Source organism: Nocardia vinacea (genome assembly GCF_035920345.1).
Lineage (GTDB): Bacteria > Actinomycetota > Actinomycetes > Mycobacteriales > Mycobacteriaceae > Nocardia > Nocardia vinacea_A.
The window spans coordinates 2,018,437-2,030,478 of the sequence record NZ_CP109149.1; the positions used below are offsets into that span (position 1 = coordinate 2,018,437).

A 12,042-nucleotide genomic window follows, 5' to 3' on the forward strand; every position below is an offset into this window, starting at 1 on the left:
CACTCAGTGCGCGATCAGGGAGGGTGTTTCCAGGGTTTTCGTGAAGTAGAGGCGTTCCGCGGCGAACTCTCGGTCGCGGGACATCTTCCGGAACACGTCCAGGTCACGATCGAGTTGGGCCGGATCGGTGGAATGGAACAGCAGCCGCTTGTTGGCGCTGGCACGTGGACTCGCGACATCGACGAACGCGTGGCGGCGTTCGTCGGAGTAGACGTTGAGGATGCCGTCGTCGGCGCGGCCGGAGACGACCGCGCCCAGGGCTTCGTTCAACAGGTACGCGTCGAACAGGCCCATGGTCAGCCCGAGCCCGCCGGTGGGATTGGTCGCATGTGCTGCGTCACCGGCGAGCAGTACCCTGCCCGCACGGTAGGCCACCGCGCTGCGCTGATGCATCCGGTACGGCGAGATCGCCTCGAGTTCGGCTGCGGCAGCGATCTTTTCGCCGAACACTGTGGTGAGGAACTCGGGCAGGCGCTCGGCCGCCGACTCGGCGGGCAGGGCGTCGTCCTCCATGTAGGTGTAGCGCCAGAGGCCGTGCGCACCGGACTCGTCGATCTTGGCGATAATCGCGCCGAAGACGTCGTCGACATAGAACGTCGACTGCGCCCAGCCCGAAAGATCCTCGGCGAAGCGCACATTGGTGGCGACGAACCGCTCCGGCCAGGTCATCCCCTCGAAGCCGAGATCCAGCTCGCTCCGAATCCTGGAGCCCGCGCCGTCGGCGCCGATGAGCCAGGACGCACGGAGTTCCTCTTCGCAGCGCTCGGACCGAACGGTGACCCGGACTTCGGCGTCATCCTGGGTGATCGCGGTGACCTCGTGGTTCCAGCGCACGCGTGCGTTGTCGAAGGTCTCCAGGCGCCGCAGAATCACGCGCGCCAGAGCACCCTGCCCCAGGTGCAGGTTGTAGGGACGTTCCACCTTTCCCTCGAGCGCCTGCAATCCGTACTCGATGATTTCGCCGGTCTTGTGCACTCGATAGGCGTAGTCCTGCTTCAGAAATCCGGCCCCAACGGCGTCGTCGAGGAGATCCAAGCGGGCCAGGCCATCCAGCGCTGCCCAGTGATAGACGATCGCCCGCGGCGCGGCCGAGAGAGTCGACGCTCGCTCGAGCACAGTGACGACGACACCCTGCTGCGCCAAACCCAGCGCATTCAAGAGTCCCACGGGACCTGCGCCTACGACTATCACTTGCTGTTCTTCTCGCATCAATCCTCCACGGTGAAGATCCCGAATGCCCGTCCGTTACCGGCCGAGCCCGGGAAAACTCAGCCGATGCGCACTTCTTCGTGATCCGGCACATCGGGAACGACTTGGCGCAGTGAGGGATTCTCTCGCCTCAGTGCCGCACGAATTTTGACGAACTCGGACCGCCGCTCGAAGGCCAGCACGCCGGTCACCGCCTGGCCGCGCCGGTACAGGAAGAGCGAGCCGTCGGAATTGCGGTTCTCCAGCAATTCTTCGTCGCCCGTCAGATATCCGGCGAATTGAATGCGAATGCCATGCTGGTCGGACCAGAAATACGGCACGTTCGCGCAGACCGCGCCATCGAGTTCCCGAATATAATTCACGGCGTTCATGGCGGCGATACGCCCTTGCTCCGCCGCATTGGTCCAGTGCTCGACACGCATGATCGCGTCGAATCGTGGATTAGGCCACCGGACGGCATCGCCGGCGGCGAAAACACCCTCCGATGCCCGCAGCTGGGAATCGCACAGAATCCCGTTGTCGAGGGCCAGACCCGAGCCCTCCAGCCATCGCGTGGAGGGACGCACCCCGGCACCGACGAGAATGACGTCCGCGCGAACTCGGGTGCCGTCGTCGAGAACCAATTCCCGGCCCTCCGCGATGTGGGCTACATCGGTAACCGCCCTGCCGAGGAACAGCTCGACACCGGCGTCTCGATGCAACGCCGCGTAGGTGTCGGCTACCGGAGCTCCGAACCTGCCGAGGGGCTTCGGGGCCATATCGACGAGCGAGACCGCACGACCCTCCTTGACGAGCGTCGACGCGAATTCACCACCGATGAACCCGGCGCCCACGATCGCCACCGACTTCGAGGTATCGGCGACCGCCGCACGCAGGGCGCGGGCATCCTCGAAACTACGCAGCGGATAAACCTCCGGAAGCCCGGCGAACACAGGCGGTATCACCGGCTCGCAGCCGGTCGCGATGACGAGCGCTCGATACCCCAGTTCGCCCTCGGCGACGCGGACCCGTCGCGCGGCGAGATCGAGACCCAGGGCCGGGGTTTCGAGCAGGAAGTCGACTCCGTGCCGACCGAGCTCGCCGACCGACTGGTAGACCAGGTCGTCCAGTTCGAGCGGATCGCGCAACGCAACTTTGGACAGGGGCGGGCGCTCGTAGGGCAGGTGAGGTTCATCGCTTACGACCGTCACGCTCAGCTCAGGCGCAAGCCGGACGACGGTTTCCGCCGCCCGCAACCCCGCGATGGAACCACCCACTATGACCACATCGGATACCGCTGTCATGCTCTCAGAGCTCCGCCAGCGTGCTCACAGCGCAGACGGCACCGGCGGCACTGCGAGCCTCGGCCCCGTGGATCAACCCTTCAGGGCCGGGCACGACCGTGAAGGTCTGCGGTTTCGTCATGGGTGACACGAACCGGTATCCGAATGTCTTGCCGCGCAGCTCGATTCCCTCGCGCCGCATATGCTCACCCATCATGAGCGCGAGCAAGGGCCCGTGGATGAGCAGCCCGTCGTAACCCTCTTGCGCTGTCCACCCGAGGTCGTAGTGGATCCGGTGCGCGTTGTATGTCAATGCGGAGAACCGGAACAGCGTTCGCTCGTCCACGGCCAGCTCCAGCGTCGGCCCGCTCGGCGGCGCGGGAGCAGCCGGCGCGGGCGGCAGCGTGCCGGATCCGGGCGCGCGGTAGACGATGTCCTGCTCCTCGCGAATCACCAGCTCGCCGCCCTGGAAGATCTCCTGGAGGACCGTGACCAAGGTCAACGGGCCGGTTCGGCCGTCCTTGTCGAGCGAGCTCTTGACCGAGGTCACTTTGGTAGCGGGCTCGCCGATCACCAAGTGGCCGAAGGTCGTCATGCGTCCACCCCCGAACATCCGTCGGCGGTCGGGCCCGGGAGGGGCCGGTATCCCGGTGACCGGATGACCGTCCGGACCGAGCTCACGTTGTGGACCGCGCTCCAGCAGATACGCCCAATGCCACAGCGGCGGCACCGGATCACCGGCGGCACAGGGTATCTCGATGTCGAGCATGGCGGCGAGCGACTCGGTCGGCTCGGCCGCGATCATTTCCGTTCGCTCGATCGTCTCTGACTTCTGATCAGTCACCAAGGCAGTTGTCTCGTCTTTCTGCTCGGAGTGCACTCAGCAGTTCTGAAAGATCGGTAGCGTCTTCCAGGTTCTCGACCGCGTGCACGAGTCGGCGGGGAATTTCGGGGTCGATCGGCGCCAGCAGTGCTTCTGCCTTCGCGACGACCTCCTCGTGGGACATCGGGTTCAGCGCCGAGCCCTTGGCGGTAGTCGGGTTTCCGGCGAACAGGGTGATCGTTTCGCCACTGGTGAACTCCACGTCCAGACGTGGTCCGTCCTCCAGTTCGATGCCGGAGTCGACGTGCATCGAGATCTTCGCGAAGGTCTCCGCCACCAGCGGGTCGTTCATGCGGGGCGGCTCGAACTGGTCCAGTCCGACACTGCCGTTGCACAGTGCGACACTCATCGCGTAGGCGAGGCTGAACTGGGCATCGAAGACGGTCTCTATCGGGTCGACCGACAGCATGTTCACCGCGGTCTCCGAGGCTTTGATCGAAATATGGTGTATATCAGCGGGTTTCACGTCGCTTGTGCGAATCATCGCCAGAACCGTGTCGATCGTGGAGTGGCACCCCCGGCAGCAGGCGTAGGGCTTGATGTACGCGGTGGCCACGTTGTAATCCACGCCCAGGTCGGCGAGCGCCTGCTCGGGGAACCCCTGTCCGTTGTTGTAGGTGGCATACAGGCCACCCCATTCGGCTTCGAAAACCCTACGGGGACCGGTAATTCCGGCCTGGGCGAGGAGCGCCGCGTCGACGCCGGTCTCCCCCGCTTTGCCGGGATGGATGCGTTTGGTCATGGCGCCGTCGTCTTTGAACGCCCACACACCACCGGTGAACGAGCCGGCGATTCCGAGCGCGTCGGCGAAGCGTTCCGTATCCAGGCCAAGGGTTTTCGCCGCGGCCGCGGCCGCGGCGAAACTGCCCATGGTGCCGCTCGAGTGCCAGCCTCGGCCGGTATGCGCGGCGAAACCTCCGATCGCCTGCAACGCTCGGTAGCCGATGTCGTATCCGGCGATCGTCGCCGCGATGAGCGTCCGCCCGTCGCCGCCCGCCGCCTCCGTCACGGCCAGCGCCGCGGGTAGCACCGTCGACCCGGCGTGGCCCGGCCCACCCCCGTCGTCGAAGTCGCGCGCGTGGGCCGCGGTGCCGTTCGCGAGCGCGGCATGAGGCGGCGAAACCCGAAAGGGGGTGCCCCACACCAGGCTTCCGGACTCGGCGCGCACGCCGGTGAGTGCGGTCCGCACCCGCCGGGCCTCATCGGTGTGGGCACCGGCCATCGCCACGGCCAGGGTGTCCAGAATATTCTTCTTGACACCAGCGACGACTTCACCCGGAATATCGTCGAATTGAATTTTCGCCCAATTGGATGCCAGGCGCTCCGTCAAAGACTCGGCATTCATCACCATATTCCCCTTACACCGGATTCAAGTTCACGGTGAGCGCCTTGACGAGCCAGCGGCCGCCACTCTGTCCGATTTCGGTGCCGTCGTCGACCACCAGCGCATCGGGGTGCTGGTCGGCCAGATACCTGACCACTTCTTCCATTTCCACCCTGGCCAAGCTTTGACCGAGGCAGCCGTGACTGCCGGTGCTGAATGTCAGCGGGGAATTGGATTCCCGGTCGAGGCGGAATTCGGTGGGGCGTTCGAAGCGCGCCTGATCGCGGTTCGCGGACCAAACCGCCACATGCACATCAGAGCCTTCCGGAATGATGGTTCCGTTCAGCTCGATATCTTCGGTCGCCACCTTGCTCACGATTCCGGGCCGCGGATACAACCTGATGGCCTCGACCACGGCGGCAGGAATCAGTTCGGGATTCTCGACGAGTCGCCGCCAGGTCTCTCGATCACGCAGCAGTGTCCACACGACCAGGCCGGTTTGATGCGAGGTATTGACCGAGCTCGCCTCGAGCATGGCGGCGGCCTCATTGAGCAGTTCATCCTCCGACAGCTTGCCCGCTTCCTGCTGGCCGATGAGGAAGGACAGCATGTCGTCGCCGAGGGCCTGTTCCCGCTTTCGCGCGATGAGAGCACGCAGATAGGCGAACAGTTCGGCGTAGGCGTTCACGATCACCGGGGTGAGGGACCGGTCCCGATGCAGCAGTGAGAGCGTCCGCTCCGACAGGCTGGCGACCAAGGACTCGTCCGCCGCGGGTGCGCCGGCGAGATAGCAATAGATCCGCGCGGGAATGCGCTGGTCGATCCCGGTGTGGAAATCGACGGGAGCGCTCGTGTCGAGATCCGCGACAATGCCCTCGACGATCTCGCGAACAATTCCGCGGATTTCCTGCACAGTGTGCGGACCCATGAACCGCGCCATCGGCGCGCGCAGTCGAAAGTGACGCGCACCCTCCGCCATGATGACGCTATTGGCACGGAATTCGTGAGCCAGTCCGTCGGTGATTCCGAACTGTTCCATCAGTTCGAGCGCGGCGTTCTTGAAGCGCGTATTGCGCAGGACCGTGGTCGCGAGATCGTAGGTCAGCACTGTGTAACCGGATGGACCGACCGCCAGTGGGCCGTCCGGCAGGGCTCCGCCCTCGTGCGCCTGGGCCTGCGGAGCGAACGGATCGAAGCGGGGCAGTAGTGTTTCCGTCATCGAGAGATCGCTCCCATCGGGCAGCACAGCACGACCTCGTCGAACTCCTCCTGCCGACCGTCCTCGATCCGCGTCTTCAATTGTGCGAGCGAGCCGTCCGCGCCGATCTCGAATACATCGGGCATCAGTGCGGCGCAGGTGCCGTTGGCATCGCAACGGCCGAAATCTACTTTGACATTGATCATCTCGGGGTCCTTCATCTGAGATGCGGCGCAATGCCGAATAATTCGGCTAGCTCCGCTGGGATTTGTCCGAGCCGTCGCTCAAGTCGACGAACCCACCGCGCAGAAAGATCAGCGGCGGTTCGCTGGCACGCAGTTCCAGCGTCTCGACCCGGCCGACTACTTGGTAATGGTCACCGATCAGGTCCACCTTGAATCGCGTGCACTCCAGGGCGACGATTGCCTCGTCGAGCAATGGCACGCCGTTGACCGACTCACTCCAGCCCACGTCGTGGAAGCGGTCGTCACTCGGTCGCGAGAACGTCCGGCACACCTCGCTCTGGTTGTGCCCGAGGATATTGACGCCGAAGCGACTCGCGCCGTACAGGCGAGGCCAGCTCCTGGAGGAGCGGTCGATGAAGAAGGCGATCAGCGGCGGATCCAGCGAGACCGAGGTGAATGAGCCGATCGTCATACCGACAGGCCCGGACCTGGTGGCCGCAGTGACCACGGCCACGCTCGTCGGGACATGGCCGAGAGCGCGCCGGTAGTCGATGGGAGCTGCGGCCGGTTCGGTGTCGACGGCTTTCACGGAAGTATCCATGGCCGTCCCTACAGAACCGTCGTGGGCTCTTCGTTGCCCAGCAGCACCCGACCGTAGGCTTCCCTGCCGATGTCGGCGCTGACGTAGGCATGCCGGGCAGCGATCGAGGAGTCCCGCCAAATTCGGCTCAGCACATTGACTTCGGCGAACGAACCCGAGCCATTGGCGTTCACCAGCTCGTCGATCGCTCGCGTGGCCAGCTCGGCGACCACGCCGGTGTCGTTCCGGATGCGCGCCCGGGTTTCCAGGTCGAGTCGCCGGCGTTCGGCGGCCGCCTGATCGATGTCGAGGCAAATCCGATTCAAGGTCATTTCCGCGAGATGCAAATTCGTAGCTGCCTTAGCCACGGCGATCTGATGGGTGGCCGACAGCTTCGCATGCGGGAAATTCGTGTAGGCCACGGGCTTTTCCGGCAATTTGGCTCGGGTGATTTCCAGCGCGTGCCGAACCATACCGATCTGTGCCGCGACGAGAATGGCCGAGGCGACAGCGGTGAAGCCGATCGATGCCATGTGCTCGTCTTTGTGCGGAGTGAGGTATCGGCCTTCGGCCATTTCTTGGAAGCGCTGTACCCGATGCTCCGGCACGAAATGGTCCTCCACCACAATGGTGTCGCTACCCGAGCCCCGCATTCCGGTGACGAACCAGGTCGGTTCGATGGTGAAGGCCTCGGCGGGAATCAACGCCAGGCCCACCTCCTTGCCACCGTCGAGGGGAATACCCACGGTCGCCCAGTCGGCCGCGAAGGAACCGGATGCGTACGGCCAGCGGCCATTGATGTGATAACCGCCCTCGACCGGCTCCGCCTTACCCGGTGAGAAAATGCCACACGACGTCGCCTTCGGATTCGACCCGAACATGTCCTCCCGGGCCTTTTCGGAGAAGGTCGACGCGAATCCGGTGGCGGAGGCGAGCAATGCGGTAATCCACGCGGTGGAACCGTCGCCTCGCGCGACCTCGGCGACCGCCTCAACGGTCGTCCGCATGCTGGCCCCGTGCCCGCCGAGCCGCCGATCCACGAGCAGATGGAACAGGCCGGCCTCGGTCATCGCCTTGACCACCTCCGGGGCGATTCGCCGAGCCTCGGAGCCCTGCGCGGCGTATTCGCGGATCAATGGGACCAGATTGGTTGCGCGGCCAACCAACTCCGCGTCCGGAGCGCCGATGTCGGACCTGACGGCGGTCAACGACGACTGTGTCATGGTGCCTCTTTCCTGGTGATCATGCGAGAAACTGTCGTGATCGACATCACGGACCAGCTATTTCAGAATGCGGAATCGGCTGGATGGAGTACAAGACCAGGAACTTCGCACACACTATGCGTCCGGCGCATAGTCACATTCGGGCAGCTACCGACCCAAAAAATCGACTCTCGGCCGCAACGTTTTTCGACGTATCATCCCCGGCATGCAATTGCGTGAACTCGAATGGTTCATCACTTTGACAGAAACCGGAAATATGACAACTACGGCCGAACAACTGAACATCAGTCAGCCGACGCTCTCACGGGCTTTGGCCCGGCTCGAACGCAAGCTCGGCGTGAAACTCTTCGACCGTAACCAGAATCGGCTGCGGCTCAATAAGTACGGCGAGATTTTTCGCGCGCACGCGGTCCGCGCTATCAATGAGATCAACCAGGGAGAAGAGAGAATCGCCACCCTCGTCGACCCCGACCGCGGAGTGGTCTCACTCGGGTTCCTGCATTCATTCGGCGGATGGTTGATACCGCGGCTTCTGGATCGCTATCGTGCCCTCGCGCCACGCACATCCTTCGAGCTCTGCGGCGGTGCATCCGACGCCGTGGTCGATGATGTCCGCCATGGGCGAATCGATATCGGCTTCGTCGCTCCCCAACCCACCGCGGACGATCTGCATTGGCTGCCGCTCGGCCACGAGCAACTGGGCCTCGGCGTCCCGCCGGGCCACGCGTTCGAGGGTCGCGGCGATATCGCGGTCGCCGACCTGATGGACGAGCCCATGGTAGCGCTCAAAGTCGGGTACGGCCTGCGTCAGGTGACCGACCGCCTCTGCCGCGAGGCGGGATTCAGCCCCAGAATCGAAACCGAGGTGACCGAGCTGTCCACCCTCCGGGCACTCGTGGCGGCGGGAATGGGCGTAGCCATCATCCCGGCCGCACAGCCGGGGCACCCGCCCACGACTCCTACCATCCCGTTTCGCGACCACGCTGCCTTCCGGCAGTACGGTGCGGTGACCCGCACACATGGTCCGAGTGGGCGCGCCGCCCGGCGGTTCCTGGAGTTCGTCGCGGAGCAATCCAGACGTCAGCAGCCCCCGACGAGTCGATGAATCACCGCAACCGCTCGGACGAGGTGGGGCTCCTCGCGGTCGGCGCGATGGGCGACCGCGAGTTCCACCTTGATGGCGGCCAGCCAGCGGCCGATAGGCGACGCCCTCGAGGGCCAGCGCGGTCACCGCCTCGGGAACTATCGCGGCGCCGAGTCCACCGGCGACCGAGGTGACCAGGGTCGAGGTCTCACCGACCCGAACGGCCGTGCTGGACACCAGCGGCGCGGATCACGGTGCGCCGCATGCCTTCACAGGCGGTCACAGCGCGGGCGCACCGCGGCGGCGACCGCGCCGCCCACCTGGAATGGGATGCGATCGCCGGCGCACGGCTGCAACGTCCGCTACGGACGACGCCCGAGAAGCGGTAATCACAGCTGGCTGGTAACGAGCAGACCGAACTGGACATCCGCATTGAAACGCCGGTGAGCCGTACTGGTTCGCGGTGGACGCGTTCGGCGAAGGCGGAGTGACACCAGTCCCGGTCGTCTCGTAACTCGCTTACGCGGGATTGCGGCCGATGAAGAATTCCCGGAACGGATCCGTGCTCGGTTCCAGACCGGAATCGATCAGGCCCTTGCGCAGCGCGTTCATCTGGTGGTCGTGGATGCGCAGGGTGGGCATACGCAGTGGGCCGCCGTTGTAGCCCTGCAGCCAGCCCTGGAATTTCCACGCCTGACGGTTCAGGATGGATCCGCCGTGCAGTCCGTTGAACAGCGCGGCCTTGGCTTTGCGCGCCGGGTGCAACTGCCAGTAGATCTCAGTGGCGTCGTCGTACTTGCCGTCCCGCAACAGCTGCATGACACGCGGGATCATCGGACCGAAGTACTCGTGGTCGCTGGTGGCCGACAGCTGAATGGGCATGACTTGCGAGAGCGGTATCAGTTCACCCTCGATCGGGTTCGAGATAACGACTTCCTTGCCGAACAGCCGCGTGCATTCGATGACGCTCTGGATGCTCGGGAATCCGCCCTCGGCTTTGATCACCGCGACGTTGGGAATCTCGTCGATCATGCGGCGGATGAGGCGGGTGGGAATATCGGACGGGTGGATCCGGCTGCTGAAGCCCCAGGACACCATCGGGAACAGAATGATGGCGAGGTTCGTCGCATCGGCCACCGCCTTGGTGTAGTCGAAGATCTCCTGCTCGGACTCGGGATAGAAGTTCGGTGGGTAGGACAGCAGCACCAGGTCGGCGCCGACTTCCTCCGCTCGCTTCACCGCCTCGATGTTCTGTTCTAGGTCGTTCCAGCTCGCGTGGTGGACGATGTAGAAGTCGTTACCGCCCTCATCCTTGGCGATCCGCAGGAAATTCACGTATTCCGGCAGCGTGATGCTGACTTCGGAAATACCCAGGCTGCCGATGAAGCCGTGCTCCTTCGCCAGCCGGATGTCGTGGCGAATGCCCTTCTCGTTGATGTCGCGCAGGTCGTTGGTGAACGACGGAATGGTGCAATTGATCGCACCGACAAGCTTTTCCCGAGCCCAGTCCCGGACTTCAGAAAGGTTGTACTCGGCCATGCGGGCCTCCTTGTCGCTGTTTCGATGGATGGAAGGTGATGAAGTGGGTGAGTTCTCGAACGGCCGCGATCAGAGCGCTCCGCTGCCCGCCCATGCCAGGTACTTCATCTCCAGGTATTCGTCGATGCCGTAGATCGATCCCTCCCGGCCGAGGCCGGACTGCTTGATGCCGCCGAAGGGGGCGGTCTCGTTGGAGATCAGGCCGGAGTTGATGCCGACCATGCCGGCCTCGAGGGCCGCCGCCACGCGCCAGATCAGCTCCGCATCGCGACTGAAAAGGTAAGCGGCCAAACCGAATTCGGTGTCGTTCGCCTGCCGTATCACATCGGCCTCGTCGGTGAACGGAATCAGCGGAGTGATCGGGCCGAAGGTCTCCTCGCGGGTGATCTTCATACCGGCGGCGACATCGGCCAGCACGGTCGGCTGATAGAACAGGTCGCCGCGCTCGTGCCTCGCGCCGCCGCACACGACCCGCGCACCGTGCTCGACGGCGTCGGAGACGTGTTCCTCGACCTTGGCGATCGCCGCACGATCGATCATGGGGCCTTGCGCGACACCGGGTTCGAAGCCGTCGCCGACCGTCAGCTCGGCGACTCGCTCGGCCAGCCGCGCGGTGAAACGCTCGTAGATACCCGACTGCACATACACGCGGTTCGCACTGATGCACGCCTGGCCGGTGTTGCGGTACTTCGCCGCGAGCACGCCCGCGACGGCGACCTCGAGGTCTGCGTCGTCGAAGACGACCGCCGGCGCGTTACCGCCCAGCTCCATCGACGCCTTCTTGACAGTCACCGCGCACTGCTCGAGCAGCAGTCGCCCGACCTCCGTCGAACCGGTAAAACTCACCTTTCGGACCAGCGGATTGCCGGTGAGTTCCGGGCCGATCTCGCGCGCATTCCCCAGCACCACGTTGAACACACCGGCGGGCACCCCGGCACGCCGGGCCAGCTCCGCGAGAGCCAGTGCCGTCAGTGGTGTCTGCTCGGCTGGCTTGACCACCATCGTGCAGCCCGCGGCCAGCGACGGCGCCGCCTTGCGGGTGATCATGGCGGCGGGAAAGTTCCACGGCGTGATCGCGACACAGACACCCACGGGTTCTTTGAGCACCAGAACTCGGTTCGCGGGATCCGGCGCCGGGAAGATGTCACCGCGCACCCGCTTGGCCTCTTCGGCGAACCACTCGATGAACGACGCGGCATAGGCGACCTCGCCCCGTGCCTCGGACACCGGCTTGCCTTCTTCGACGACGATCAGCCAGGCCAGGTCCTCGGCATGCTGGGTCACGAGGTCGAACCACCGCCGCAGAATCTGGGCGCGTTCCTTCGCGGACCGGGCCCGCCATCCGGGCAGCGCCCGGTGCGCGGCATCGATGGCACCGGCCACCTGCGCGCGGCTCAGGGACGGAAGCTCGGCCAATTGTTCGCCCGTCGAAGGGTTTTCGACGACAAAGCTGCCGGAGTCGCCCTGTTCGACCCACTCGCCGTCGATATAGGCCGCGCTGCGTGACAGCAGGGCGTCGGCGAGCATCGGCTTATCAGTGAGAGGAATTCCCATG

Annotated in this window: 12 protein-coding genes; 2 read left to right on the top strand and 10 right to left on the bottom strand. The window is 64.7% G+C overall.

Translation table 11 applies throughout. From position 1 onward, the window contains the following. Positions 1-3 precede the first annotated feature (3 nt). From OIE68_RS09615 to OIE68_RS09650, 8 genes are read right to left on the bottom strand one after another with little or no spacing between them, the layout of a single operon-like run. Positions 4-1,209, bottom strand: coding sequence for an NAD(P)/FAD-dependent oxidoreductase (locus OIE68_RS09615; protein ID WP_327099021.1), 1,206 nt, complete (start codon positions 1,207-1,209; stop codon positions 4-6). Positions 1,210-1,268: 59 nt separating this feature from the next. Beyond that, entirely contained in the window at positions 1,269-2,492 is a 1,224-nt protein-coding gene (locus tag OIE68_RS09620; protein WP_327099022.1) for an FAD/NAD(P)-binding oxidoreductase, read from the bottom strand. Positions 2,493-2,496: 4 nt separating this feature from the next. After that, positions 2,497-3,315, bottom strand: a complete 819-nt coding sequence (locus tag OIE68_RS09625; RefSeq protein WP_327099023.1) for a mesaconyl-C4 CoA hydratase — start codon at positions 3,313-3,315, stop codon at positions 2,497-2,499. Then, the gene (locus OIE68_RS09630; RefSeq protein ID WP_327099024.1) at positions 3,308-4,699 is read right to left on the bottom strand and encodes an MmgE/PrpD family protein; all 1,392 of its coding nucleotides are present in this window, start codon (positions 4,697-4,699) and stop codon (positions 3,308-3,310) included. Before OIE68_RS09630 ends, OIE68_RS09625 begins: the two co-directional genes overlap by 8 nt. Positions 4,700-4,712: 13 nt before the next feature. Continuing rightward, the gene (locus OIE68_RS09635; protein WP_327099025.1) at positions 4,713-5,897 is read right to left on the bottom strand and encodes a cytochrome P450; all 1,185 of its coding nucleotides are present in this window, start codon (positions 5,895-5,897) and stop codon (positions 4,713-4,715) included. Then, complete coding sequence (locus tag OIE68_RS09640; RefSeq protein WP_327099026.1) at positions 5,894-6,082, bottom strand: ferredoxin; 189 nt, start codon at positions 6,080-6,082, stop codon at positions 5,894-5,896. The genes OIE68_RS09635 and OIE68_RS09640 overlap by 4 nt, the downstream gene beginning before the upstream one ends. Before the next feature lie 46 nt (positions 6,083-6,128). Then, entirely contained in the window at positions 6,129-6,662 is a 534-nt protein-coding gene (locus tag OIE68_RS09645) for a flavin reductase family protein (protein ID WP_327099027.1), read from the bottom strand. Between the two features lie 8 nt (positions 6,663-6,670). Next, entirely contained in the window at positions 6,671-7,864 is a 1,194-nt protein-coding gene (locus OIE68_RS09650; protein WP_327099028.1) for an acyl-CoA dehydrogenase family protein, read from the bottom strand. A 205-nt stretch (positions 7,865-8,069) separates the two neighbouring features. Between OIE68_RS09650 and OIE68_RS09655 the strand changes: the two genes are divergently transcribed. Both OIE68_RS09655 and OIE68_RS09660 read left to right on the top strand, forming a co-directional pair. Beyond that, the gene (locus tag OIE68_RS09655) at positions 8,070-8,969 is read left to right on the top strand and encodes a LysR family transcriptional regulator (RefSeq protein WP_327099029.1); all 900 of its coding nucleotides are present in this window, start codon (positions 8,070-8,072) and stop codon (positions 8,967-8,969) included. Between the two features lie 242 nt (positions 8,970-9,211). Next, positions 9,212-9,337: a hypothetical protein gene (locus OIE68_RS09660; protein WP_327099030.1), complete on the top strand. Its 126-nt coding sequence runs from the start codon at positions 9,212-9,214 to the stop codon at positions 9,335-9,337. Between the two features lie 130 nt (positions 9,338-9,467). On the opposite strand, the gene OIE68_RS09665 is transcribed toward OIE68_RS09660, so the two are convergent. Further along, positions 9,468-10,487: a dihydrodipicolinate synthase family protein gene (locus tag OIE68_RS09665; RefSeq protein ID WP_327099032.1), complete on the bottom strand. Its 1,020-nt coding sequence runs from the start codon at positions 10,485-10,487 to the stop codon at positions 9,468-9,470. A gap of 69 nt (positions 10,488-10,556) precedes the next feature. Then, a complete protein-coding gene (locus tag OIE68_RS09670; RefSeq protein ID WP_327099033.1) occupies positions 10,557-12,041 on the bottom strand; it encodes an NAD-dependent succinate-semialdehyde dehydrogenase in 1,485 nt (494 codons plus the stop codon). Position 12,042: the final 1 nt, after the last annotated feature.